Origin of the sequence: Leptolyngbya sp. ST-U4 (genome assembly GCF_039962215.1) — a bacterium.
Classification (GTDB): Bacteria; Cyanobacteriota; Cyanobacteriia; order Elainellales; family Elainellaceae; genus Leptolyngbya_A.
In genome coordinates this window covers 437295-463970 of record NZ_JAMPKZ010000001.1, presented here as the reverse complement: position 1 = coordinate 463970, position 26676 = coordinate 437295, and the positions used below count along the sequence as shown (strand labels likewise).

At 50.8% G+C, this 26676-nt stretch carries 21 protein-coding genes; 10 read left to right on the top strand and 11 right to left on the bottom strand.

Annotated elements, in window-relative coordinates; all coding sequences use genetic code 11:
• Nucleotides 1-88: 88 nt before the first annotated feature.
• The 5 genes from NDA02_RS01960 to NDA02_RS01940 all read right to left on the bottom strand — a co-directional run bounded on the left by NDA02_RS01960 (nt 89) and on the right by NDA02_RS01940 (nt 6579).
• The gene (locus tag NDA02_RS01960) at nt 89-469 is read right to left on the bottom strand and encodes a response regulator (RefSeq protein ID WP_190794359.1); all 381 of its coding nucleotides are present in this window, start codon (nt 467-469) and stop codon (nt 89-91) included.
• A gap of 200 nt (nt 470-669) precedes the next feature.
• Nucleotides 670-2448 (bottom strand): ATP-binding protein, encoded by a 1779-nt coding sequence (locus NDA02_RS01955; protein WP_190794360.1) that lies wholly within the window; start codon nt 2446-2448, stop codon nt 670-672.
• A 251-nt stretch (nt 2449-2699) separates the two neighbouring features.
• Nucleotides 2700-3146: a response regulator gene (locus NDA02_RS01950; protein WP_190794361.1), complete on the bottom strand. Its 447-nt coding sequence runs from the start codon at nt 3144-3146 to the stop codon at nt 2700-2702.
• Nucleotides 3147-3223: 77 nt separating this feature from the next.
• Complete coding sequence (locus tag NDA02_RS01945) at nt 3224-5098, bottom strand: response regulator (protein WP_190794362.1); 1875 nt, start codon at nt 5096-5098, stop codon at nt 3224-3226.
• A gap of 1112 nt (nt 5099-6210) precedes the next feature.
• Nucleotides 6211-6579: a hypothetical protein gene (locus tag NDA02_RS01940; protein ID WP_190793655.1), complete on the bottom strand. Its 369-nt coding sequence runs from the start codon at nt 6577-6579 to the stop codon at nt 6211-6213.
• Between the two features lie 168 nt (nt 6580-6747).
• Here NDA02_RS01940 and NDA02_RS01935 point away from each other — a divergent pair, with 168 nt between their 5' ends.
• A complete protein-coding gene (locus NDA02_RS01935; RefSeq protein WP_348245832.1) occupies nt 6748-7989 on the top strand; it encodes a glycosyltransferase family 4 protein in 1242 nt (413 codons plus the stop codon).
• A 7-nt stretch (nt 7990-7996) separates the two neighbouring features.
• Here the strand turns inward: NDA02_RS01935 and NDA02_RS01930 are convergent, their stop codons facing one another.
• Complete coding sequence (locus NDA02_RS01930) at nt 7997-10225, bottom strand: SulP family inorganic anion transporter (protein ID WP_348254321.1); 2229 nt, start codon at nt 10223-10225, stop codon at nt 7997-7999.
• Between the two features lie 292 nt (nt 10226-10517).
• On the opposite strand from NDA02_RS01930, the gene NDA02_RS01925 reads away from it, so the two are divergent.
• The 6 genes from NDA02_RS01925 to NDA02_RS01900 all read left to right on the top strand — a co-directional run bounded on the left by NDA02_RS01925 (nt 10518) and on the right by NDA02_RS01900 (nt 19166).
• Nucleotides 10518-11018, top strand: coding sequence for a chemotaxis protein CheW (locus tag NDA02_RS01925; protein WP_348245831.1), 501 nt, complete (start codon nt 10518-10520; stop codon nt 11016-11018).
• Nucleotides 10999-12453 (top strand): CheR family methyltransferase, encoded by a 1455-nt coding sequence (locus tag NDA02_RS01920; RefSeq protein WP_348254320.1) that lies wholly within the window; start codon nt 10999-11001, stop codon nt 12451-12453. The genes NDA02_RS01925 and NDA02_RS01920 overlap by 20 nt, the downstream gene beginning before the upstream one ends.
• A 2-nt stretch (nt 12454-12455) precedes the next feature.
• Nucleotides 12456-14066, top strand: coding sequence for a methyl-accepting chemotaxis protein (locus tag NDA02_RS01915; RefSeq protein WP_190793650.1), 1611 nt, complete (start codon nt 12456-12458; stop codon nt 14064-14066).
• An 84-nt stretch (nt 14067-14150) separates the two neighbouring features.
• A complete protein-coding gene (locus NDA02_RS01910) occupies nt 14151-14873 on the top strand; it encodes a chemotaxis protein CheW (protein ID WP_190793649.1) in 723 nt (240 codons plus the stop codon).
• Nucleotides 14874-14933: 60 nt separating this feature from the next.
• Nucleotides 14934-17933 carry a hybrid sensor histidine kinase/response regulator gene (locus NDA02_RS01905; RefSeq protein WP_348254317.1) on the top strand — a complete coding sequence of 1000 codons (3000 nt, stop codon included), beginning with the start codon at nt 14934-14936 and terminating at the stop codon, nt 17931-17933.
• A gap of 150 nt (nt 17934-18083) precedes the next feature.
• A complete protein-coding gene (locus NDA02_RS01900; protein ID WP_190793647.1) occupies nt 18084-19166 on the top strand; it encodes a chemotaxis response regulator protein-glutamate methylesterase in 1083 nt (360 codons plus the stop codon).
• A 35-nt stretch (nt 19167-19201) separates the two neighbouring features.
• Here the strand turns inward: NDA02_RS01900 and NDA02_RS01895 are convergent, their stop codons facing one another.
• Nucleotides 19202-19603: a hypothetical protein gene (locus NDA02_RS01895; RefSeq protein WP_348254316.1), complete on the bottom strand. Its 402-nt coding sequence runs from the start codon at nt 19601-19603 to the stop codon at nt 19202-19204.
• Nucleotides 19604-20078: 475 nt separating this feature from the next.
• Here NDA02_RS01895 and NDA02_RS01890 point away from each other — a divergent pair, with 475 nt between their 5' ends.
• Nucleotides 20079-21338, top strand: a complete 1260-nt coding sequence (locus NDA02_RS01890; protein ID WP_190793646.1) for a hybrid sensor histidine kinase/response regulator — start codon at nt 20079-20081, stop codon at nt 21336-21338.
• Between the two features lie 207 nt (nt 21339-21545).
• Here NDA02_RS01890 and NDA02_RS01885 read toward each other — a convergent pair whose 3' ends face one another.
• Nucleotides 21546-21779: an ammonium transporter gene (locus tag NDA02_RS01885; protein WP_199296741.1), complete on the bottom strand. Its 234-nt coding sequence runs from the start codon at nt 21777-21779 to the stop codon at nt 21546-21548.
• A gap of 677 nt (nt 21780-22456) precedes the next feature.
• On the opposite strand from NDA02_RS01885, the gene murD reads away from it, so the two are divergent.
• Both murD and NDA02_RS01875 read left to right on the top strand, forming a co-directional pair.
• Nucleotides 22457-23800: a UDP-N-acetylmuramoyl-L-alanine--D-glutamate ligase gene (murD, locus tag NDA02_RS01880; protein ID WP_348254314.1), complete on the top strand. Its 1344-nt coding sequence runs from the start codon at nt 22457-22459 to the stop codon at nt 23798-23800.
• A 175-nt stretch (nt 23801-23975) separates the two neighbouring features.
• Nucleotides 23976-24278, top strand: a complete 303-nt coding sequence (locus NDA02_RS01875) for an RNA-binding protein (protein WP_190794184.1) — start codon at nt 23976-23978, stop codon at nt 24276-24278.
• 164 nt (nt 24279-24442) lie between these two features.
• On the opposite strand, the gene infC is transcribed toward NDA02_RS01875, so the two are convergent.
• The 3 genes from infC to NDA02_RS01860 form a co-directional block, all read right to left on the bottom strand.
• On the bottom strand, nt 24443-24910 hold the full coding sequence (gene infC / locus NDA02_RS01870) for a translation initiation factor IF-3 (RefSeq protein WP_348245985.1): 468 nt from the start codon (nt 24908-24910) through the stop codon (nt 24443-24445).
• A 381-nt stretch (nt 24911-25291) separates the two neighbouring features.
• Nucleotides 25292-25723: a hypothetical protein gene (locus tag NDA02_RS01865; protein ID WP_190794185.1), complete on the bottom strand. Its 432-nt coding sequence runs from the start codon at nt 25721-25723 to the stop codon at nt 25292-25294.
• A 50-nt stretch (nt 25724-25773) separates the two neighbouring features.
• Nucleotides 25774-26667, bottom strand: coding sequence for a CoA-binding protein (locus NDA02_RS01860; RefSeq protein WP_190794186.1), 894 nt, complete (start codon nt 26665-26667; stop codon nt 25774-25776).
• Nucleotides 26668-26676 lie beyond the last annotated feature (9 nt).

Here is a 26676-nt window from a genome sequence, read left to right as displayed (position 1 = left end):
TTACTGATGCTTAACCTTTAGCTATCTTCGGGTTAGTCTGCTTAGCCTATCCCTAATCTATTCCCAGGTGAAGAGAATTCTTACCGCCCTAAATCTGCCAGTCCAGCATCTCAGCGACCTCATCCGCCAGCTTAAACGGATCAAACGGCTTATAAATCACTCCAGCAATCTCAAACTCCAGAATTTGGGCGGGTGTGACCACATCGAGCTTTGCCGTAAGCAAAATTACCGGAATCGATCGCGTTGCAGCGTTTGCTTTGAGCTGCTGAAGTAACCGCAGTCCATCAATGTCGGGCATCATGACATCCAGCAAAATTGCATCGGGCTGCTCTGCTTCTGCCTGCAAAAGTCCTTTGCTTCCCGATCCTGCGATCGAAACACTCCAGCCGCCAAGCCTTCTCAAACAGACATCAACAATTCTCGCAAGGCGTTTTTCGTCATCGATTAGAAGAATTCGCTTTGCTGTCATTAGAGCAAGCTCTGTCGAACAACGGGGATTTCAATGGGTAGATCTCACCTAAACTAGCAGCGATCGATCACAAGCACATCGCCCCTCTGAGGGATTAGATTTTTGTCTAGGGCTGTATCAATTCAATGTTCATTTGCTCTTATCGCAACTTCAGCGCAACGAATCCTGTGGCACTTACCTGGAGTCCTTGCTTGTTGCACTCATTTGGATCGTGATGAATTGAGTGGCGATTGATTTTGCGGCAGTAGCGGCAGCGTGAAATAGAACGTGCTGCCCTGACCAAGGGTGCTTTCTGCCCAGATTTGTCCGCCGTGGAGCTGCACCAGACTACGGCAAATCGCCAGCCCCAGCCCTGTGCCATCTTGCTGTTGCGCGTCGGTAGAGCGAACCTGCTGAAACCGCTCAAAAATCAGCGTCAGTTTATCGGCCGGAATACCGCGCCCCTGATCTTTTACCTGAAAGCGAATCATTGGATTTCCAGCGATCGTCACTAGAGCGGCACTCAGATGCACTCTTTGATGTGGCGACGAAAACTTGATTGCATTGCCCAACAGATTCACCAGAATTTGGATCAGGCGATCGAGGTCTACATAAATTTGCTGTGGTAGCGGCGTAAATGTGAGAAAAATTTGCTCTTCTTCAGCAAGCGGCAGAAGGCTATCGATCGATCGCTGCATCAGGGTGGCAGCATCGCACCATTGGCGGGCCAAAATAATCTGGCGTGATTCCAGCCGTTCCAGATCGAGTAAGTCGTTGACCAGTCGCACCAGTCGCTCGGTGTCGCTGATAGCAATTTCCAGCACTTCCTGAGCCGTTTCTGGTTCGTCGTCAAATAGTCCGGTTGAAAGCAGAGCCAGCGCACCTCGAATCGATGCCAGCGGCGTTTTTAGCTCATGGCTGACGATCGACAAAAATTCTCGCTTGATTTGCTCAATTTCCTGCGCTTCGGTAATATCTTCGATCGTGCCAACGTGCCCAATAATTTCGCCAGAAGAAACGATTGGAGCCGTTTTTACTCGCGCAAACCGGACTGTACTGTCTTTATGCACATAGCGAATGTCGTCTGCGTATTCCTGACGAGAGAGCATCGCCATCCGCCACTTCGACCACTGCTGCTTGCGATCGTCGGGATGAATCGATCGCTGCCAACCCAGCCCCATTGCTTCTTCAAGCGTATAGCCGCAAATTGCCTGACCTCGCGGATTCACATAAGTGCAGTTTCCCATGATGTCAATCCGAAAAATGCCGATCGGTGCGGCTTCACTCAGCACTCGAAATTCGGCTTCACTCCGGCTTAGCAATGTCTCAGCCCGCTTGCGATCGGCAGACTCCTGATGAAGTTGCTGCTTGGTCTGCATTAGCTCAGCAGTTTGTGCTGCAACCTGGCGTTCACGTGCCTGGTTTGCCTGCTGAAGCTGGGACAGAGTTTCCTGGTGTTCGCGTTCAATTTGCCTGCACTCTGCAAACTGGGCAGTCGTCTGCTGCACGATCGATCGCAATTGCTCAGCCGCGATTTCGCATTTAATCAAACAATCTGCTGCGCCATGCTTCAAAGCTGCGATCGCTGTGCGAAGCAGTTCTCCGGTCGAAGTTGTCTCGCTTTCTACCAGCAAAATAATCGGTAAGCTCTGGCTTGGATTTGAATCTGGGTATGAATTTGAGTATGAATCCGAATCTGAATTTAAACGTGAGCTTGGATGCTGGCCTGAATATAAGCTTGAAGACTTGCTCTTGAACTGATTCTTGAACTGGTTCTTAAACTGACGCAAAAATTCCAGCCCCGTCATATCTGGCAGCACATTATCCAGCAGGATTGCATCGGGCAGTTGGCGTGAACAGCAAGCTAAGCCTTCAGTGCCGGACGTTGCCTGCCACACTTCATAACGATGCTGGTCATCTTCAGCCAGACAGCAGCGATACCGTTCCCGGTCTTCCAGACAGTCATCGACAATCAGAACCGATCGGATATCTCCCATCATCATGCTTTATCTAAAAATTCTATTTAAAATTCTTTAATCTACGGTGTTGTTTAAACCGCGATCGTTTTCTGAGTGCTCAGTTGCCCAACTTTTACAGAGAACTAATTCTCTTTTAGAATTCAAAGTCCTCCAGATTTGGGGAATTCAAGGGGTGATGTAAAATCTCTGATGCTCCTCAGACAATTTCCTTAACCATCTCCCTTAAGCCATCTTCCTAAACTATTCTCCGAAACCATTTCCTCAAGCGATCGCTAAGTAGGTAGCTTGTTCGCACTAAACCAGTATTCGATCATAAGCTGCATATTTCTTTTGAATTTTGCCCCATCAACCTGCTTCACAATACATCCACTCACACCTTTTTGATAGAGCAAATTGACTTCCTTGGGGTTGAGATCACCCGATAACGCAACGATCGGGATCGCGCTCAGAGAGTCGATTTGTTTAACACGAGTGAGAATCTCTGTTCCGTCGGTTCCCGGCAAACTCAGATCCAGCAAAATCAGCGAAGGAAGCGCATGGTTGCCCTGATCTTGCACAATGCTTTGATGTTGCAGCAGGTATTCCATTGCTTCATCTCCAGTGGCGCAGCGATCGAGCTGACATAAATTCAACGCTTGCTCCACGATCCGTTCCAGAATCGCGAAATCCTCATCGCTATCTTCAATGACAAGCAGAACCGGGGGTCGGGATTCGTGCATAGGACGAAGTAGGGGTAGGCAGCAGGAAGAAATGACCAATAAACCAATGACCAATGACCAATGACTAATAACTAAACTCAAGGACGATTGCGTTTTCGCAGGCGAGTTCGCTCTAGCCATCGGGTAATGCGGGCGATCAGCTCAGGAGGAACGATCGGCTTTCCGATAAAGTCATCTGCCCCTGCTGCAAAGATCTGGTGAATCACGTCAGGATCGTCGTAAGCGGTCAAAATCAGAATCGGCAGGTCTGCCCACTGCGGGTCTTGCCGCACCACCTGACAGAGTTCGATGCCGCTAAAGGTTGGCATATAGCCGCTTAAAATCAGTAGATCGGGCGCAGTTGCCGTAAACACTTCCCAAAACTGCTGCGGGTCTGCCAGCGTTGTCACCTGCATTCCCCAAGGTGGTAGCAGATCGATCAGCGTTTCCAGCACGGTCGAGTCATCATCTACAACCAGCACTTGGGCATCGGGCAGGGGAGCCGGATTAATGATTTTGGTGACGACGCGCAGTACTTCTGTGATTGAAATGGGCTTGTGCAAAAACGCCTGACCACCCAGCCGCGCCACGGTCACGCGATCGGCAAGACTGTTTTTCATGGTCAACGCCACAACGGGAACTGCCGAATTTTGCTCAGCCAGCTCAGCCAGCAGCGCGAAGCCATTCTCAGTCGTTTCGGGGAAGATCAGATCCAGCAAAATCACATCGGGCGACATTTGGGCGATCGCAGTTCGACCTTCAGCTAACGTCGTTGCCACTTCCACCTGAAATCCGGCGGTGCTTGCGGCTTGCTTTAATAGCTTGGTAAGCACCACGTCGTCATCGATCACCAGTAGCCGTCCTGAAGCGACTTTGGGCACGGGCACAGGCACGGCGACCGCAGGCGTTGCATCCAGGGCTTGCTGGAGCGCCTGCACCAACTGAGAAAGCTGCTGTGCCTCGGTGGAACCCAGGGAAACGCCGTCTTGAAGCAACTGCTCGATCTGACGGGCAGACTGAGAGCCTTCGAGCAGACCTAGCGATCCCAGGGTTCCGGCAAGCTGGTGAGCCTGTCGTTCAGCTTGCTGGCGCAGAGTGAATTCCAGCGTTCCGGCAAACAGGCTGCTGATCACCTGCTCAAATACTGCCACTTCTTCCTGAAGGCTGGCTTTTAGCTCTGCCTGCACTTGCGCCAGCTCTGCCATGATGTCTTGATGCGCCCGCACGCGATCGCCTTCCATGGATTCAGGAGCAGGAAGCTGCTCTTGCTCAGCACTGTTGGAAATCGGGGCAGTTTCAGGGGGCGGATTTAGCCGATAGCCCAATCCATAAATAGTTTCGATCGGTTCGGCGGTGACTCCGGCTGCCTTGAGCTTTTGCCGCAGTCCTTTGACATGGGAGGCGACGGTTCCTTCACCTGGAGCTTCTGAAGCATTCCAGAGGCGATCGAGAATCACGTCTTTGCTAAAGATTCGCAGCGGATTCTCCAGAAAAAGCTGAAGCAGGCTAAATTCTTTCGCAGTAAGGTTGAGCGGCATGCCTTCCCACGTCACCTGACGCAGAGCGGGCAAGAGTTGCAGTGCGCCCCAGTGCAAAGTGGGGGTAAAGTTGACCTGCCGTCGCCGCAGCAATGCCTGTACCCGGGCGATAAACTCGGTTAGATCAAAGGGCTTATCCAGACAGTCATCTGCGCCCGCGTTGAGGCCCATCACCCGTCGGCGGCTCCCATCTCGCAATGTCAGCAGCAAAATTGGCATCTGGTAGTTCTGCGATCGAAGATTTCGACACAGACTAATGCCGTCCATATCTGGCAACTCGGCATCGAGCACGAGCAGGTCATAGTCGTAGGTTTGCACCATTTGCATTCCCGTCCGACTATCCGCAGTCAAATCAACCGAAAACTGACGGTTAGTTAATGCCAGCGTTATCGTTGCGCCTGTCTTCTCGTCACTCTCGACCAATAGAACTCTCACGCTCACCTCTTTTTTAACCAACGCGCTTCTTTAGCCCATAAGCAATCGGGCTGGAAAGCTTACAACCTGGAATTTTGTCAGATAAGCGCAGGTACACAGATAGCCAGATGTGTGTTACGTCTACGGTTACTGCCTCTCTGTCGTTTCAGTAAAACTGTTGATTAGAAGCCAGCTCAGAAAAGCGACCGCATTCTGAATGGGCTCGTGTTTGACTGGATGAAACGGCAGAGGAGACATTACGTTGTACGGCAAATGATCCGCTATCGAAATTGGGAACAGGCGTAAAAAGAGCTGTCTCGTTTTCTCAGTTTCATGCAGCAGAACAAGCGATTCATCACAGAAGTCCGCGATCGAAGTTCTGCATAACAGTATCGATTGCCGCCCCCAGAATGCACAATGCAGATTAGACAGCAAATTTGAAGCAACTTTGAAGAGGTTGTTAAGTTTTGTTAAAAGATTTTTGCGACAAAGCGACTGGCGCAGCATGGTGAAGCAGCGATTACAGCATCGCCAGCAAATGGTGAGGAAAAGGCTCACTCCTAGCCTGCAAAAGTCCCTGATTTCCCACTTTGCTCTCACTCATTTTATCTGAAACGCGAAGTGGAGCCGGGTCAGTTGGCTGTGCATCAGTGTGCGTTAATGTACATTATGCTGATCGCATTGATGCTAGTGGCACGATGTTCATAACCTTGTATCAATACGAATCATTGATACGATTGTGACTCATGATCCGCTCCGATGCATTAGTGCGGCAGTTTCTGTAGTGTATCTGGTTTGCTCGATGCTTCAATCAGAAGTGCATTCAGCAGCAGTCCGTCAAGAAATATACAGTCATGTTTGAAATAACGTTCAGAATTGCATTCGGCTCAGTATCCTGTTTCCATGCATCCTATTTCTATGCATTCGATCGTTGGAAGACGATTGGTTGAGCTTTCGCCTGAGAACCCGTCTGCAAGAACCTATTTGCAAGAACCTATCTGCGAGAAGCTATCTGTAGGAAACCATTCGGTGCGCTTTTGGCAGCGTGAATGAAGTGATTTAGATTTGTTGCGTCAACCTCTTCTCGATCAGAATGAATCAGACGAGCCTATTCAGGGCAAAACAAGGGCAAATCAATACTCCAAAAAAAATGTTTCAAAGCCATCCGTTTCAAAGCTGTCTGTTTCAAAGCTGTCCGTTTTAAAGCGATTATTTTGCGGCTGTGAAGGCTCTTTCAAGACCGTTTTCAGGGCTGTGTCGGTTGAGTCAGTTTGGCTACGAATCTGCTGGGCGTTTTTTTCCAGGTCTGCCACCTGAGCATCGAGCGTGGCTAGACGGCTAGCAATCTGCTGTCTGCGCTGTTCCATGTTTTCTAGCTCTTGTTGAAGCCGCTTCTTCTCGACTACCAGCTTGTAAATATCAAGAAACGCTGCTGCCTCCGATCGCTGTCGAGGTAGCGTGCTGATCTTGGGCTGGATGCGGTTTTGGGGAATTCGACGCATGGGGAAACCAGGATAGGGTGAGTTGCGGCTATTGTGCCCGATCGGTGATTCTAACTAACGAGCAGCAGCTTTGATCGCTCGCCTGGGAATCAGCCTACCGTTGTGGGCATACTGAACCGCAGACTTGATCGTCTCTGCGTCTTTCCAGTTTTCCCAACGTTTTCCCTCATGGCAAGCTCACACCCGCTCCGTATTCTGATGCTGTCTTCGACCTTCCCCTATCCGCCTAGTCGAGGTGGCACCGAGGTGAGAACGTTTCACCTGCTGAAATCACTGGCAAAGCAGCACTCCGTTACGGTTGCTACTCAGCGTCATGGCGATGTCTCCGATGCAGATGTAGATGCCCTGCGATCGCATCTTTCAGATCTGGTGGTCTTTCCGCTGCCGCAGGAGCCGAAGGGAGTTTCCTTGCCTGCCAAGCTTCTGGGGCGGGTCGCTCGCTTTGGGCAAGCCTGGATGCGCCAAACTCCGCCCAATGTGCTGCACCGCTACTCGCCTGAACTGCAAGCCTGGGTCGATCGAGCTGTGGCTTCAAAACAATTTGACGTTATTACCTGCGAACACAGCGTTAACGAAATCTATATCCGACCCGAATTTCGCCATCAGATTCGCACGATTGTAGATGTGCATAGCTCCGTTTATGCCTGGACGCGCCATCATCTGGAAACCCAGGCAGCCGTTCATCCGCTGCGCGATCGATTCTATCTGCCGCTGTTGCGTCGCTATGAGTATCGCTACTGCCGTAAATTCTCCCAAATCGTCGTGACCACCGATGACGATCGACAGGAGTTTCTCGATCTGGGAGCGACGGCTCCAATTCAGGTCATTCCCAACGGGGTCGATCTCGTGCAGTTTCCGCTTCGATCAAGCGATCCTGGCGGCAGGACGCTGATTTTTGTAGGCGCGATGGATGCTTCGCACAACATTGATGCGGTGCGTTTTTTTGCGATCGAGATACTGCCCCAACTTCAACAGCGATACCCGGATGCCGTGTTTCGGATTGTGGGTGCTCGCCCGGTGCCCGCCGTGCAGGAATTGGCAGCTCGCCCAGGCGTGATCGTCACCGGACCGGTTGAGTCAATGGTGAAAGAACTGCATCAGGCAACCGTCTGCGTGGTGTCGCTGCGTACCGGATTTGGCATCAAAAACAAAACCCTGGAAGCAATGGCGGCAGGCGTTCCAGTGATCGGAAGCGATCGCGGCTTAGAAGGGCTGGCAGTCGATGGAACCGTGCCTCTGCGGGCAATTCGCGCCAATCAGATCGATGAATATCTACACGCGATTGGGCGACTGTTTGAAGATGCTAGCTTGCGTCAGCAGCTTTCTCAGGCAGCGCGATCGATGGTCGAGCAGGAGTTTACCTGGGAGCAGGCAGGGACGCGGTATGAGCAGGCGTTGAAAGGCGTTTAAAGGGGGATTAAACCGACTCCAGCAAATGTTTTAATTCCTCTTCGCGGTGCTGAAGTCGCTCTGCCAACAAATCGACAATAAAGCGGTGGATATTGGATGCCAGAACGGGCTCAGAGTCTTCGATCTGCTCAAACGTTTCAGCAGATAGGAAGTAGAGCGCACTCGGCTTATCGGCAATTACCGATGCCATACGAACTGTGCGGCGATAAAGTCCCATTTCCCCGATCGTATTGCCCACGGTGTAGGTGCGGATGCGCTTGATTTGCCCATCGTTTAACTCCAGCACCACGCTAACCTGCCCCGACGCGACAAAATACAGCCCATCAAACGGATCGCCTTGATGGAACAAATACTCATTCTCTGCGACCTGCCGCAGTTCCAGACGGTTCATCAGGCGATCGACCTGGTGGGGATCGGAAAAGTCAGCTTTGAGATTGATCGCTAGGGCAGCAGCGGGACTGTGGAAGCTATTTTCGACCTGAGGCTGATACTGCTGCAAAACCTGCTGCTCATACCATTCCAGCCCGCGATCGAGGTCGGAAAACGTGTGGCAAAAGGGGTCATTTTCATCCAGGCAGTCTCCCTGCTTGAGCCGCTGCTTTGCCTCTGATGACAGGTTGGTGTAGAGCAAATGCACCTGTTTTTGGCTGGCAATTTGCTTGAGTTTAGCGAAACTGAGCACAGCAGAGGCATCCAGCCCACTCACCACGCGAAAATCAAGAACAACATAGCGAACAGGCGGCAGGTTGTCATGATTAATTCGATCGCGAACCTGATTAAGCAGCTTATTGGCGGTTCCAAAAAAGATCAGCCCTTGCAGCTCCACAATGTAAGCCTGGTCGCCTTCTGCCTCCAAAATTTCGAGTTCTTTAGAGGTTCGCAGCACATTGCTGTGGTGATAGTTGCCAGAACTAACTCGCCGTGTCACATTGAGCTGACTGTAGCTAATTACAAACAGCACGATCGCTGCCACCAGACCTGCCCCGATCGCCTGAAGAAAGCCTACGGTGACAGTGATCAGCACAATCAGCACAATAATCGCGTAATCCGATCTCGAAAACTTAAACCAGGCTTCATAAAGCCATTCATTAAAGAATTCAATTGTGATCAGCAGCGGCATTCCGATCAGAATAAATGTGGGAAACAAAGACAAGAGCGGCGCACCGCCCAGCATCATTGCCAAGCACATTCCCGCAATTACCCATCCGACCCAACGTTTCGTGACTCCCAAATCGTGAGCTAGAGCATTTTCTCCTGCACTGGCAAACCCGCCCACGCCGCCGCCTAACCCTGCAAGTAGCCACGCAACGCCCGCTCCACTCAGCTCCTGGTTTAGATCCAGATCGCGGGATGCCACCAGTTCAACGCCGTTGGTGTGCAGCAGCAGGGCGATCGCCGAGACCAGCCAGAGGGCTGCTAGCGTCGGAATTTGCTGAATGACAACGCCCCAGTCTGCCTGCTGAAATGCCTGAACTGTCGCAAACTGATACAGTCCGCCGGAAGGCACGTTACCCAACAGCCAGCCCCGCTCGGTTGCTTGGGCGATCGAGGTTCCGGTCAGCGACAGTCCTAAATAAAACAGCGCGACCGCCCCGGTCAGAATCCCTGGATAAACCGCAAGATGATTCACCCGCTGCGGCAGGATGAACATCACGACCGCAAAAATCAGAGCCGGAAGCCATTGCAGCAGCACATTGAACTGAAAAAAGGAGGCGATCGAGAAAGGCTGCAAACTCAAACCTGAAACTGACCCCAACGCTGCCATCAGCAGGAGTGCGCCGATCGCCGCCAGAAAGCCACCGACAACTGGATAAGGAATAAATCGCACAAAGCTTCCCAGCTTAAACTTGCCCAGCCCTAAAAAAATTGCCCCTGTTGCAAAGCTGTTAATCGCAAAGGTTGCTACCAGCGTCATGAGCTTTTGCTCGACCGGGGCATCAGGCATACCTGCCACAACCTGCTTCGCGATCAGGCTAAAAATGGGAACGGTGACTTCGGCGATCGTGACTATCAGGGCAGGATACGAGCTTAATGCTCCAGTTACTCCGCTCACGATAACAGAGCTAAAAAGCAGTAGCCCGATTCCAAACGGCAGCATAGGAGCCAAGTCACCGGCAAAAATTACCTTACCAAAGGAAACTGCACTCGTCACCGTCAGCAGTCCCATAATGGCAGCTGCAATCAGATTTGCGAGGACAGGGTTTGTAGCCGGTTGGGAATGTGCGATAGTAGTCACTTTCTTAGAAGCTGGAGGAAAATTAATAATTGCTGTTTATCCTACAGAATTCTGAACGACTCCATTCAAATCAGCAAGCAACTTCCTACTTCAGATATACCTTTGAGCCAGTTGAATCGAATGTTTTACGACCTATCGTAATCGATCGCGAAATGAATTTTTTACGACAAAAAACTTCCAACCCTACGGAAGATGTGAGGTACAGTTCGTTGCGCTATGCTCATAAGCCAATGTGTTATTTCAGTAAAGTTTATTTTGATCTCAATTCAAATTTGAACGCAAGGTTGGATCGATGCTGCTGCTGTTGTTTCACGTTGGAGAAAACCTATATGCGATCGATACTGAGAAGGTGATTGAGATTATCCCGATGGTGTTACTCAGAGGGATTCAGCCTGCTCCTGATTATCTGGCAGGCGTTTTCAACTATCGCGGCAGCATTGTACCTGTAATTGATTTGTGTCATTTGATTCGCGGCGAATCGTGTCAGGTTTGCTACAGCACTCGTGTCATTTTGGTGAACTACAGCGTTAACTCAGAGCAGACGGCAAACGAAAATGGTTCGCAACGCTCGTTAGGATTAATCGCAGAACGAGTGACTGAAACGCTAAAAGTATCGCATGATCAGCTAAAAACTACAGAACAAATCAGCAGTTCACCCTATTTGGGCGAATTATTTATTGATCAAAAAGGCATTATTCAAAAAATTAATTGGGAGCATCTTATTACTGATGCTCATCAAACCACGTTATTAATTGCAGGAAACGGTCAGGCAAATGGTGCAGAACACAATTGAGGCACTGCTGAGACAGAAGCTAGGGCTAGATGCCAACAGCGTTGGTTCACGAATCATTGAACGAGCTGTTGAACAGCGTCAAATTGCTTGCCAGCTCCCCGATCGAGTCGCCTATCTCGCGCTGGTGCAATCCTCTCCTCAGGAACTTAATCAGCTCATCGAAGCCGTGGTGGTTCCAGAAACGTGGTTTTTCCGCGATCGGGAACCGTTTCAGTATTTGCGTCAATTCGTGCAAGAAAAGTACGTGAAGGAAAAGTATGAAAACGTGCAGTTTGGGGTCAAATCGATCGATCCTGATGCGGTTTTGCGCGTTCTCAGCGTACCCTGCTCGACCGGAGAAGAACCCTACTCGATCGCCATGACCCTACTGGATAGCGGACTGACTCCGGCTCAGTTTCGAATTGATGCGGTTGATGTTAGTCAGCAAGCTCTGATTAAAGCGCGGGCAGGCATCTATCGCAAGAAGTCGTTTCGTGGCGGCGCAATTCAAAATCTAGAGCATTATTTTCAAGTCCGACCAGAAGGCTTTGCAGAAGGCTACGAAGTCCGACCAATTGTCCGCGAAAGCGTGAATTTTATCCAGGGCAATGTTCTGGAACCGCGTTTTCTGCTGGGCAAACAGTATCACGCTATTTTTTGCCGCAATTTGCTGATTTATCTTGATGAAGCAGCTCGCCATCAAGTGATTGAATCGCTCGATCGTGCCCTGTTGCCGCTGGGGCTTTTGTTTTTGGGATCTGCTGAAACGGGTCAAATGGCAAATCGAAACTATCAATCGATTGATCATCCGTTTGCCTTTGCCTACCAAAAGGTGTTTTTGCCAAACTTGCAAACGACTTCAGGAACGACTTTCAGAACTACTTCAAGAACTGCTTTAGACGCAGACGCTGCACCCCCGAATGCAACTGCGGCGGCATTGCTAAAGCGTAAAGAGTCTACCAAAGCAAACTACTCTAAACTCCGTCTTTCCAGCCCTTGGCTGAAGCAAACCGCAGTTCAAAGTCCTGCACAATCACGAGATTCAGGCAACTCGTCTTCTGCGCCAAAATCCACTTTAGCAAAACTTAATCCGGTAAACCCCCGTCCAGCTTTTGTTCAGCCTTTCCCGGCTCCGCTAGAAACTGCCAGGCAGCTTGCTGATCGCGGACAGTTGACTCAGGCAGCCCAACTCTGTGAATCTTATGTGCGGGCAAACTCAGCGCAGCCGATCGCTTACTTGCTGTTAGGCGAAATTTATCAGGGACTCAACCAGCCCAAACAGGCAGAACGATGCTTCCAGAAGGCGATTTATCTCAATCCCAACGCCTATGAAGCCTTAGTTCACCTGGCGTTACTCAAGGAGCAGCAGGGTAATTGGGTTGAGGCACAAAGACTGAAGCGGCGAGCGCAGCGGCTTGCTGAGCAAGGATATGAACAGTCTCAATCAGGCAGTTAACTATGGTTCGATCGACCTGGAATAGAATTACGAATCGCATTTTGCTGGGGTACTCGATTCCGCTTCTGGCTTTGTTGGGATTGAGCATTATTGTTTACGAATCCAGCACGCGCACCTTTCAACTTCAGCAGCAGAGCGATCGAATCGAGCGTCAAATCCGCAGCGTCAACGGGCTGGTAGATGGACTCAACCGGATGACCGGTGTGACCCGTGCCTATGTGCTGTTTCCTGGCGAAGCAGCGGCTGCGAACGATTCCTACGCCGATGCCCGCGAAGCATTTACCGAAAGCGCAAGAACGGCGATCGCCCTTTCTGATTCGCAGACCCGACCCTCGGTCGAAGCTTTAGCCCAGTTGGGTGAAGAGTACGATCGCGCCCTGCAAAACGCCTTTCGACTGGTCGGCGAAAATCGCATCCCTCAGGCAAGAGAAGAAGTGCGACAACAGCGAATTGTAAATGCCGTGGCACAGCGCGACCGGGTCGTGGGCGAACTAGAAGACGGGCTAAATCGCAATAATCAAGCGGTTCAAAATGCTCAGAATTCTTTGCTGCGGCTGATTGTAATTGGCACAGGCATCACCATTCTCGCGACGCTTGCCGCCGGCCTGGTTGTAACTCTGCCTCTGCGCCGCCAGTTGCCCCCGATCGTGGATGCGGCGACTGCGATTGCCAGAGGTGATCTGACGCAAACGATCAACCCAACCAAAGACCCTACCGAAGTTGGGCGGCTGCTGCGGGCGTTTCGGGAAATGATTAAAAGCCTCAATGGTTTGATTGCCCAGGCACAGCGATCGGGCATTCAAATCAGCACCTCGACAACACAAATTGCAGCCGCAGGCAGACAGCTCGAAGCCACGGTCAATGAACAAGTCGCCTCAATGCACGAAGTCAAAGCCACCTCGCGCCAGATTGCTGCAACTGCCGGGGAACTCGCCCAAGAAATGGATGATGTTGCCGACACTGCCCAATCCACTACAAATGCTGCGGTGAACAGCCAGGAGAATCTCGAAAAGATTCAGGCGGCAATGCAAAGCTTAGTGATTGCAACACAGTCTATCTCGTCCAAGTTAAAGGTAATGGATGAAAAAGCAAACAATATTAACAACGTCGTCACAACTATTACAAAAGTCGCAGATCAAACCAATTTGCTATCGCTGAATGCGGCGATCGAAGCTGAAAAAGCAGGCGAATACGGAGCTGGATTTGCAGTCGTGGCGCGAGAAATCCGCCGTCTTGCTGACCAGTCTGCCCTAGCAACTCTCGAAATTGAGCAAATGGTGAAGGGAATGCAGTCCTCAGTGTCCACTGGTGTTATCGAGATGGACAGGTTCAGCCGCGAAGTCACGCAATACGTGCAGGAAGTCGGTGAAATCAGCCTGCAAATTGCCAACTTTATTCAAGACGTGCAGGGATTACCGCCCCAATTTGAGACCATCAGTCAGCGCATGGGTGAGCAGTATCGTGGAGCCGAGCAAATCAGTACGGCGATCGCCCAGTTGAGCGATGCTTCTTTCCAGACCATGCAGTCGATTCAGGAAACTAATAATGCACTGACTCAGCTCGATGATGCGGCGCAGGGGCTTCAGCGGGAGATTTCGCAGTTTAAGGTGTAGTGAGTGAATAGATGGGTGAATGGGTAAATGAATGGGTAAATAAATGGATGAAGAGATGGGCAGAGCGGCAATGGAGAGGCGGAAATGATTTCTGAGAATGGCTGGAATTCGCTTGAGGATGGAGGCAATTTTTTCCGGGAAGAAGCGGAAACGGCTTTGGCTTCAACGAATGGAACTGGCGATCAATCGGGCAATGACCCGGAAACGGCAGGACGGAGGCTTTTAGATCGGGAAATTCCGCTCGATTATCTTCAGGAGTGGACGCAAATCCTGGCACAACAGGCTAACTCTCAAGCTGGAACTGCTACCGCCGCTCTCTCAGAGGATTCGCTCAAGATTGGGCAAGCAAAAGCAACGCAGTCCGCGATGATTTTTCGACTGGGCAGCGAACGATTTGCCCTGCCTGTGTGCGTCCTTCAGGAAGTCACCAGTCCTTCGCCCATTCATACACTGCCCCATCGCACCAACGATCTGTTTTTGGGACTGGTCAACATTCGCGGCGAAATTTTGCCCTGTTTTTCCCTCAGCCAGTTTCTTAACGTCGAAATGCCGATCGACCCCACCTACAGCCGCATTAACCTGCGCCGCATGATAGTGATTGGAGGCCAGGAAAACCGCTGGGTATTTCCGGCAGACGAAGTCCATCGGGTCTATCGCTTCCACCCCAACGAACTCCAGGAACCCCCCGTGGTCGTTGCTAAAACCCAAAAGGCTTATACCCAGGGGATCATTGACTGGCGCGGCGAAAAAGTCAATTATCTGGATGCTGACCGTTTACTCGACACCCTCGATCGTCGCCTCCTCTAACCCCCCTTCCCCATCCCCCCATCTCCCCACCCGTCCACTTTTCCACCCCTCCCGCCCCAAATGCCTGACTACTCCATGCTGGATCTGTTTCGTCAAGAAGTTGCAGCTCAGGTTGCAAGCCTGAAGCAGCACTTGATGATGCTTAAACAGCAGCCTCGATCGGCGCACGAGATTCAGGATGGGTTAGAAGCCCTGAAGACGATTCACGGGCTGGCTCAGGTTGTGGGTGTGGAAGCAGTACTGCTTGTGATTCGGGCAATTCAGACGCAGCTAACCGCCGCCCAACGAGGCATTGAACTGAGTCTCCAGGAGATCGATCGCCTTCTTCAGGCAGCCGATTGGCTGATCGAGGTCAGTCACCTGGATGAATCCGATCGAGCAACCTGGCTGGCGACTCACTTGGAAGACATTGCTATCCTGCAAGCTGCGAACCCCCCTATTAACCCGATCGAGATTATCACCGACCTCCAGGACGAAACGTTTCTCGATCGCCCTTATCTCGAAGCATTTCAGCCTGAAGAATTCCCTGCTGCTCACAGTCCCTCAGAATTGGGAGATTTAGGGGGCATTCAGAGTCTTAGCCCCCCACCCCAATTCCCTGCAAATCCCCTGATCGATGCCCAGATGCTGGATCTGTTTCGTCTGGAAGTCGAGGAACAGGCAAAAACTTTGAACAATGGGCTGCTGACCCTGGAAGCGCAGCCAATGGCAACCCAACCCCTTGAGGCACTCATGCGGGCTGCCCATTCAATCAAAGGCGCGGCACGGATTGTCGGACTGGATGCAGCGGTGGATTTAGCACACACAATGGAGGATTGCTTTGTTGCCGCCCAAAATCGGACACTGACCCTGAACACAGATTTAGTTGATGAACTGCTGCGCGGCGTGGATCTGTTGCAGAGCCTCAGCCAAGTCAGCGATCGAGATTTATCCGCATGGTTGACCCAGCACGACGCGGCGATCGATTCGGTGCGATCGATAATTCAAACCCTGCGCGAATCGCCAGAGCATTCTCCGCCAGAAAGAACGGCTGCATTCACTCCTTTTTCTGAAAACGGGGCATCTGAAAATGGGGCATCTGAAAACGGGGAAAAAGAGACTGCTGAACAGGCTCCCGCCGCAGGGAATGGAACGGGGAAAAATCAAAAAAACGCTGCCCATTCGCTGGTGACTGGCTCGAATGTTGGCTCGAATGTTGCCCTGAATGCTAGCTCGAACGGCAGTGCGATGCGAAGCAGTTCCCCTGGGGGAATCAAACCCTCTAGCCGGGATAGTGCCCCTTCTAGCACGGGGCCACAGCGCGTGGTACGAGTCAGCGCAGAAAATCTCAATCGGATTATGGGGCTTGCCGGAGAATCGCTGATCGAGGCGAACGCTTTGCCCGTTTTTGCCGATGCGCTAATGCAGGTTCGATCGCAGCAAATCCGGCTTGCCGCCAGTCTAGAGGCGCTAGAACAGCGTTTGTTAAACCAGGTTGGGCTAAGTCAGGTAGAACAGACGATGTTTGAAACGGTTCGTCAGCAAGAGCAGCGGTGCCGCAATCTGCTTAGCGATCGGCTCACGGAACTTGAGGAGTTTATCCGTCGTACCACTAGCCTGTCCGATCGGCTTTACCATGAAGTGATCACGTCTCACATGCGTCCGTTTGAAGAAGGGGTGCAAAACTTTTCTCGGATGGTACGCGATCTTGCCCGTAGTTTGAACAAGCAAGCGAGGCTGGAAATTATCGGCAAATCTACGTCGGTCGATCGCGATATTCTCGGTAGGTTGGAGGCTCCCATTACGCACATTCTCAGAAATGCGATCGATCACGGCATCGAATCTCCTCAAGACCGGATCGCGGCAGGCAAACCGCCCGAAGGCAGAATCCGGCTAGAGGCAGCCCACCGGGGTGGAATGCTGGCAATCACGATCGTCGATGATGGAGCGGGGATTGATGTGCAGCGATTGCGACGACGAGCAGTCGATCGGCATTTGGTTATGCCCGATGTTGCTGCAAGACTATCGAATGCCGAACTGATGGAGTTTCTCTTTCTGCCCGGATTTTCGCTCTCTACTGAGGTTACAGAAATTTCGGGACGGGGCGTGGGGCTGGATATTGTCAAGAGTATGGCGCAGGAAGTGGGCGGCACGGTGCGCGTTTCCTCAAAGCCCGGAAAAGGCACAAGCTTTCATTTTCAGCTTCCGCTGACGCTCTCTGTTGTACGAACGCTGCTGGTCGAAGTGGCAGGCGAGGTATATGCTTTTCCCCTGGCGCGGATCGATCAGATTGTGACGCTTAAACCAGAGGAAATTTCCACCGTTGAAAATCGGCAGTATTTCACGCTGGACGATCGCAATATTGGGCTAATTTCGCTGTATCAGGTTCTGGATTTGCCGCCGCCTAATGCCACACCCGATCCGCTCTGGGTTGTGATTCTGAGTGACCAGTCCGCTACCTACGGCTTAATGGTCGACCGCTGCGTGGGAGAACGAGAACTCGTTGTGCGTCCGCTTGATCCGCGCCTGGGAAAGGTGCAGGATGTGAGTGCGGCTGCGCTCATGGCAAATGGTTCGCTGGTACTGATTCTGGATGTGTCTGACTTGATTCGATCGCTCACCGGACTGCTCAATAATGGACGACTGGCAAAACTGGGCGAGACGCAATCTTCTTCAGGGGAGGCTGGGAAGCGATCGCGCCAAGGAGAGGATACAAAACGAGTGTTAGTGGTGGACGATTCGATCACCGTGCGGGAAATGGAGCGCAAACTGCTGCAAAATCGCGGCTATGTGGTTGATGTCGCAGTGGATGGAATGGAAGGCTGGAACGCCATCCGGTCGTATCCCTACGATCTGGTGATTAGCGATATTGATATGCCTCGGATGAATGGAATTGAGTTAATTAAAGAGATCAAAAAACACTCGCGGTTTCGGTCGATTCCCGTGATTGTTGTCTCTTACCGCGATCGAGACGACGATCGAATTCAGGGATTAGAAGCAGGAGCAGATTATTATTTAACAAAGAATAGCTTTCATGATGACACCCTGATTCGAGCAGTGACCGATTTGATTGGTGAATGAATTGAATCAATCCAATGAATCTACTGAATCCACTAAATTCAAGGAACCGCGACTGCTCAAACCTCCTCTAATTATCTTCTAATTAAATTAAAGAAATTGGCTAAAGACTGTTTGAGAATAGATTGAGATAGAAAACTTTATTAAAACAACATGAGAATTGCAATTGTAAACGACATGGTAATTGCCACTGAAGCAATGCGGCGGGTGCTGTTAACCGTTGCCGAACACCAAGTCGTTTGGGTTGCAACAAACGGAACCGAAGCGATCGCAAAATGCGCTCAGGACACGCCTGATCTAATTCTGATGGATCTGATCATGCCTGGAATAGACGGAGTAGAAGCCACAAGGCAAATTATGAAGCGATCGCCCTGTGCGATTCTCATCGTCACTGCAGACGTAAAACAAAACGCAGCAAAAGTGTATGAAGCCATGAGCTATGGCGCACTCGATGCCGTTAACACCCCCATTCTTGGAAGCTACGGCAATCCCGAAATTACCCAAACCCTGCTCCGCAAAATTGCCACGATCGAAAAACTCATTCGCAAATCCACCCCCAACTCTTCTGCTTTTCGCCCCGTTCGCCCCACTCTCTCCCAACTCTCCTCATCCCCTCGTCCTCTCACCTCTCCACCCCTCCACTCTTCTACTCCTCTACCCTTCTACTCTTCTACCCCTTCCTTAATTGCGATCGGCGCTTCCACAGGTGGACCCAAAGCCCTCGCCACTCTCCTCGCGCCCCTACCTGCTAATTTCGCGTCCGCAATTGTGATTGTGCAGCACGTTGATGCCCAGTTTGCCGCAGGCTTAATCGACTGGCTCGACCACCAGACTGCCCTCACGGTTAGAAAAGCAGCCATTGGCGATCGACCGACGAAAGGAACGGCGCTCGTTGCTACTACAGATGATCACCTGTCGCTGCAAATCGATCGAACTCTGACCTATGTAAAAGAGCCGACTCAATACCCTTACCGTCCTTCAGTCGATGTCTTTTTTAAAAGTCTGGCAAACTATTGGCGGGCCAGAGGAACCGCGATTTTGCTTACCGGCATGGGGCGCGACGGCGCAGAAGGACTAAGCTTGCTCCGCAGCCAGGGCTGGTACACGATCGCCCAGGACGAAGCAAGCTGTGTGGTATATGGAATGCCAAGAGCGGCAGTAGAGCTAAATGCAGCCGTCGCAGTCTGGAATCCTGAAGAAATTGCTCGGCATCTGCTGAACCCTGTGCTGCGGTAGCTCAGTTGGCTTCATTCAAATTGACTTCCGTAGAATTATTCACGCGATGCCAGAAATAGGGTCACATCGGCGTGTGCCAGCACCACATCGGGGTCAAGCTGAAGCGCAGCCTCATACTTTTGGGCAAACTCATCGCCATTCTCAGCCGGGGTGAGCAGGGCAGCCACTTCTGCTACCAGAATGTCGATTGCCTCAGACGTAACTGGCTCATCAGCATGAAGCAAGTCATCAAACCGCACAATCAGCCGTGATAGACGGTGGAGCCAGTCAAACTGAGCATCGGTCAGGACGAGCCGCAGCAGTTCTCTTTTTGAAACTTGTCCCTGTTTTTGCTCATACACTATCCGCTCCATTTCCAGAAGGGTTTTGTGCAGGCGGAGCAGCCGAATTCGCAGATCGCTAATAAATTGGTGTTGCTGAATTCTTTGTTGCAGCATTGTAGTCATCAATTCACGTTGGGATTCACCCATATTTGACTGATCACATATTAACATTGGAGCATATCGGTTCTGCTGAGTGAAACCCCTCTATTCAAAGTACGGAGATCTAAACTATTTAGTTCCGCTGAGTGAAGCTCCCTACTTAAAGTACGGAGAGCTAAACTACCGAGATCTAATAAAACTGCCCAACTCACGCTGTCAAAATTTGCGCTTGTGGAATAGTTTAGATTAATGCGAGATGAATGAAGTCAAAACTTGGGCTTTAGAAGGAAGTTTTCGGGGTTGCTTTCAAAGGTAATTTAAAGCGTTCAGAATCATGCCTGCATGAGGTCTTCACAAATTCGCGTGTGAGATGCAGTTTCCGCTTGATGATTGGGCAAACTGCGGTTAATCAATAGGGTGTTTCATGCATTAACTCGATCGGTGGATTTGCGCTCGAAGAAATTAGCCGCTGGCTGGAGTTTGGGCTGTTATGAGTGCTGTAACGTTCACTGCCGATATTCTGATTGTGGATGACGCAGCAGATGAATTGCAGATGTTGTCGAGTTTGCTGACGAGTCAAGGCTATCAGGTGCACGAAGCGGTGAGCGGTGATCAAGCGATCGCTTCTGCCCAAATCAGCTCACCCGACCTCATCTTGCTTGATCTCATGATGCCGGGAATGAATGGCTACGAAGTTTGTCGCTTGATTAAAGCAGACGATCGCCTTCAGCATATTCCCGTTATTTTTCTCAGTGCCCGCACCGACGCAGTCGATAGGATCGAGGCATTTGAGAGCGGGGGGATAGACTACATTACCAAGCCTTTCGAGATTGCTGAAGTCATTGTTCGAGTTGAAAATCAGCTTCGCATTAGTCGGCTCCAGCAGGAGCTTCAGCAGGAAGTTGCCGATCGCGTTACGGCTCAGACCCAGTTAGAATCCCTGAATCAGGTACTCGAAACCAGGATTGCCGATCGCACCGCAGAGCTAGAGACGCGGCATCAAGAGCTCATGAATCTGCAAACTCAGCTTGAAGCGGCATTGGAAAAAGAACAGTCCCTCAACCTTCTAATGGCTCAGTTGTTAGAAACAATTTCCCACGAGTTCAGCACCCCGCTTTCGATCATTAACACCGCAACCCAAATGCTGAAGCTCAACCGCAGCCGAAACAGCTTGCAGGATGACGATCGCTGCTTTTACATGATCAACTCCAACGTCAACCGCATCAGCCAAACCCTTAAAAATACGTTGACGCTCACGACTGCCGAGTCAAACGCGATTCAGTTTTGCCCAGAACCGGTTAATCTTGCGACTCTCTGTCAAACGATCGTTTCTGGCTGGAAATTGCCACCTCAAAGCACCCATCAGCTTGAGTTCGTTTACGATGACCAGGGCAATGCCTCTGCTTCCGTCGATGTGACGCTGTTTCAGCAGCTTTTCACCAATCTTTTGCAAAACGCAGTTCGCTTTTCTCCTCAGGGCGGCACTGTGCAGTTTGAGCTTCGCGCCGAGCCAGGCGAATTTGTGCTGACTGTGCGCGATCGCGGCATTGGAATTCCGGCTGCCGAGCAAAACGAGGTCTTCCAGCAGTTTTATCGCGCCAGTAATGCCAACTCAGTGCCAGGAACGCCCGGAGTCGGGTTGGGCTTAGCCGTAGTTCAGTGGATTGTGCGACTGCATCAGGGAACAGTGGCGATCGACAGTGAACTCGGTCAGGGAACGATCGTAACAGTCACGCTGCCGCGCCGCTAAGGTCTAGCACCCAAAAAAAGCGCACTCCCTGGAGAAGTACGCCTTTCCATGCTTATTAGAAGAGAATTAGAACCGAAACCTGCCTGAGTCGAGCGAGTCATCGAATTTCAGCTTCGCTCGCAAACTCACTGCACAGAAACAGCAGACCGAGGTGAGCGAACCACTCATCATGGTGTTCAGCACGTTGCGCGATCGCACCAGCCCACCCTAGAAAAACGCTAATCCCGGCGTCATAAACAGTACCAAAGCTGCCGAGAGCAGCACAAACTGCTTTATCACCCGAATTAATTGGGTTTTCTGCTGTGGTTTGAGCGGCGGCAGTTCCAACCCATGTACTGCTGGAGAACCGTAAACCAAGCAGCGTAACAAGCGGAATTTTTTCAGCACAGTTTTCAGCACAAAGAAATTCTTCAAAAACACAAAAGGAAGCGAAGCAAGCATAAAACCTGCTGCCACTCAATCTTCGATTTCAGAAACAGTCTGATCAAGCGAAGCGGTAAACGCAATTAATCAAGAGCAGCGAAACGGAAGTAAGAGTTTAGATCTTGTTGTAGATCTTGTCAAAAACTGTCTTTTCGCAACAGGTCTTTTCACAGCAGAAAGGATGAATAAAGTACAGCTCTAGCAGTTTTCGGAAAATCTATCTAAACAATCTACTTAACAATTGAGCGCTTTAAAGAGTTCTAACACCAGGTTTTTAACCAAATCTCTAGCAATTCACTCGCGGAACTATTTGCGAGATTAGGGTTAGCACTCAGTCACCATTGAGGTCAATTTTGATTGCATTAATTTCGAGGCGATAGATTTGTATTAGAGAATACATTTTTGTGCAAAGACCGGAGCTTTTTACAAAACTTCATGGCTTTACGGAGAAGAATTTTGTTGAGTTTATGTAACGCTGAGAAATGCTTAGACAAGCTGATCGTTATATTCTTGGCGCAGGGTTTCAAAACCATTAATTATTCTTTCTATAGATTTCGATCGAAACCTATAAATGCTGCACCAGATTGCCAGCCTTCTCGACCCAACAGTCGCCGCAAACGATCGCCTGATTAGAGAACTGCTCCCCAAGAGGGTAGGATCAGGATCATCGCAAGGTTATTCCTTTATCAGAGCTTATGTTGAGTGCGTATGTAGTGGGTCTTGGCAAATCGGGAATTGCGGCGGCGCGTCTGCTCAAACAGCAGGGCTGGCAAGTAACCCTCAGTGATCGCAACACCTCTGAGGGGCTAATGACGCTCCAGCAAACCCTTGTAGCAGAAGGGATTCGTGTTGAACTGGGCACTTCCCTTGAGCCAGATCCAGCGCAGATGCAGCAAATTGTGGTCAGTCCAGGTGTGCCGTGGGATAGTCCAGCACTGGTAAGGGCACGAAATTTAGGCATAGAAACGATCGGCGAAATCGAGCTGGCATGGAGAGCCTTACGCGATCGCCCCTGGGTTGCCATCACCGGAACCAACGGCAAAACGACTACCACAGCCCTGATTGCTGCCATTTTTCAAACTGCTGGAATCAACGCCCCTGCCTGCGGCAACATTGGCTATCCTGCCTGTGAACTTGCCCTTGTCGCTGAACCACCAGACTGGATCATCGCCGAACTCAGCAGCTACCAGATCGAATCTTCTGCCGGAGTCGCGCCTACAATCGGAGTCTGGACGACCCTTACCCCCGATCATCTCAGCCGCCACAAAACGCTGGAAAACTACTACAGCATTAAGGCGCACCTGCTGCACCAGTCTCGCTATCAAATTTTGAACGGCGACGATCCCTATCTGAGACAAGCCGCTTCCCAGTGGCAGGAGGCGTACTGGACCAGCGTATCTGGCAAAGCGAATCTCCCCGGCAATCCCAATCATGGTGCATACATTGAAGAAGGCTGGGCGATCGTGCAGGGAGAACCGATCATTCCCGTTTCTGCGCTTCGTATGGTGGGCGATCACAACCAGCAGAATTTGCTGATGGCAGTGCTGGCAGCGCGACTGGCAGGCATTGAAACCGCGATGATCGAAACCGCGATTCGCACTTTTCCGGGTGTTTCCCATCGGTTGGAGCAAATCTGCACCTGGCAGGGCATTGATTTTATCAACGACAGCAAAGCCACGAATTATGACGCAGCTGAGGTTGGGCTAGCCGCAGTCCAGGCTCCGGTCATTTTAATTGCAGGCGGCGAAGCAAAAGCCGGGGACGATCGGCAGTGGCTTAATTTAATCCAGCAAAAAGCGGCGGTTGTACTGCTGATTGGCACTGCGGCTCCTGCCTTTGCCGCTCGACTTCAGCAAATTGGCTATTCGTCCTGTGAAATCGTCGAAACAATGGAACGGGCAGTACAGCGATCGGCGGAGTTAGGGCAGCAGCAGCACGCGAAGGTTGTTTTGCTTTCTCCTGCCTGTGCCAGCTTCGATCAGTACGCTAACTTTGAGCAGCGCGGCGACCATTTTCGGCAGCTTTGTCTGGCACTGTAGCATCGCTTTCCTCAGCAGTCAGATGCTTAGATTAGTGCTATACTGTGTTTTAGAGAGCATTAGATATTCGGTTGAAGCATTTGTTTCTAGTATTAGCGAGTTTTCACGTTTTTTCACTGACAGATTTCTCTCCGAAATTTGACTCTCCACAGACATTCTATTTTGGAGAAAATCTATGTCAATTTATGTAGGTAACCTATCCTATGAGGTTACAGAAACTGATCTAACCTCTGTGTTCGCAGAGTACGGGTCAGTCAAGCGCGTTCAGCTCCCGATTGATCGTGAAACAGGTCGTATGCGCGGCTTTGGCTTTGTCGAAATGAGTGAAGACAATGAAGAAACTGCTGCGATCGAAGCCCTTGACGGCGCAGAGTGGATGGGTCGCGATCTGAAAGTCAACAAAGCGAAGCCCCGTGAAGATCGTGGTGGTTCGTCTGGTGGTGGACGCAGAGGCGGTGGCTATTCACGTAGCTACTAAATAGAAGCAAGTTTTTGTTGAAGCTTGGCTAGATTAGCTTGTAAGCGTTAAAGCAGAGTAATCCCTGAAGGATCAGGGATTACTCCTACAAAAACTAAATATAACTAAAGGGTTCGGACAGAAATGCCTGAACCCTTTTTTTGATTAGATTAACTTATACCACTTCAGCCCGGAATAAGATGCACAATCAGCGATCGTTTATCAAGCGATTGAACCTTACCTGCTTGAGCCAAGTCAGCAATGATCCGGTCTAGCAAGTCAGTTGCCCGGTCACGGTTTTGATGTTCGCGTCCTCGGAGACGCACCTGAAATTTAACGGAATCTCCTTTTTTAAGCCAATCAATCGCTCGATCGATTCTCAGGCTGTAATCGGATTCACCGATGTTGGGACGCAGTCTTACTTCTTTAACAGTCGTTTTAGCACTGGCATTCTGCCGTTTCTTCTGCTGATATTGATGCTTGCCGTAGTCCAGAATTTTTGCGACCGGAATCTCTTTATTGTCGGAAACAACGACTAAATCAAGATCCGCACTCTCGGCAAGCTTCAGAGCTTCGTAGGTATCGGTCAAACCACGATTGTTGTTCTCATGGTCAATTAGAAGCACTTGAGCAGTTTTAATCTGCCGATTGATAAGCTGTTTTGTAGCGATAATCCTTGTCCTCTAAAATGTGGATGTTTGCTTTTGCTGATAATACCAGGGTAACGAAAAAAGAATTGAAATGGTATTAAGTTTCAGCAGCCTGAATAACTGATTGTTGATTCCTGTATCGCTGCCGTTATGTTCAGAAGGAAGGTTGGAGAATGTGAGAAGCTGTTTGGAAAGCTAAAGCCGTCCCCCGAACACTTCCCTAGCCTCCCAATTCTAGCGAAAACCTCTTCTAATCCAGTGTTCAAACCATTCAGGGTTCAAAGGCCCCACCCGTGTGGAGGGATTTAGGGGGCGATGTAAAACCTTTGCGACTCTTCAAACAGCCTCCAGGGGCAGTGCAGCCAATCGAGAAGAATCAAAGCATCACTGCCTCTTAGAGCGCAATTTCTTGGTATCGACCCAGATCGCAATTCCCCGCGAGACCAAGGCTGAAAGCGCGACCAAAACCGTCCAGGCAACCAGGAGGTTAGCTTGTCCCTGACTGGCAACCTGTAGCGCGATCAAGGCTGCGTAGCAAAGAACAACCAGTCCGGCTTGGATATAGATTGTTTGCCCAATTAAGGCAGCATTGACCCGTTTTAGTCCAAACCAACTGCCACAAACTACCCCAACCCAACTGCACAAACCTACCAACAGCGCAGCAGGCAGGACAACCTCTAAGCCAAACGAGAGCCAAGATGCCAGCAAGCCCAGCCCAGCCCGGACGATGCCAAAGCCGATCGCAGAAAATAGAAACGTTCCCACTATGCTGCCGATCGCCGCTGCCCCATATTCCCGCGTTGCTTGCTTGGTCATGCTGTCCTCGAATCAAGATTAACCTTCTAAGTGATCTGATGGACGGCGCCTCACACTTGTTCCAGTACCTTCTTCACCAGATCGGGAATTTGAGACGGGCGATCGGCAACCGGAACTTGGGCACGTTTGAATGCCTCCAGCTTGCTTTGGGCTGAGCCAATGTCTGCTCCTAACCCGGCAATCCGAGACGCGACGATCGCCCCCGCATGACCCTGGAACTGTCCTTGGGGCGCACTGTAACCCGCCAGAAACGCCACCACGGGTTTATCAATCACTTCTGCAATGTAGCGAGCTGCACTTTCCTCACTGTCACCGCCAATTTCTCCGACCAGCACGATCGCCTCGGTCTGATCGTCTTCTTCCAGAATTTGCAGCCATTGCTGAAACGACGAACTCAGGATGCGATCGCCGCCAATACCAATTGCGATCGATTGTCCTAGTCCGGCGCGGGTAAGTTCTAGGGCGATTTCATAGGTGAGTGTACCGCTGCGGCTGATCAGTCCTACCTTGCCCGGCAGGTAAAACTCCGGCGGATGAATGCCCAATAAAAGCTGTCCCGGCACGATAATTCCGGGGCAATTAGAGCCGACGACCAGGGTTTCGGTCGCTTCTGCCTTTCGTAGCACCCGTACCATGTCCAGCGGCGGCACGCCTTCAGTGATGATAATGATCTGGCGAATCTGAGCGGCGATCGCTTCCAGGGCAGCATCCATTACCTCATAGGGCGGCACAAAAATGACGCTGGTATCAATTCGCCCCACTTTGGCGATCGCCTGCTCGACCAGATCAAAAACAGGAATATCGGCGATCGGCTTGCCCCCGCCTCCCGGACTGACTCCCGCCACGATTTGTGTTCCATAAGCCTGCATCAGCGGCGTATAAATCGCCCCTAGCGGCTCAGAAATGCCCTGAATTAAAATTTTGCTTTCAGCAGTAAAGTTCATTCGCGTTGT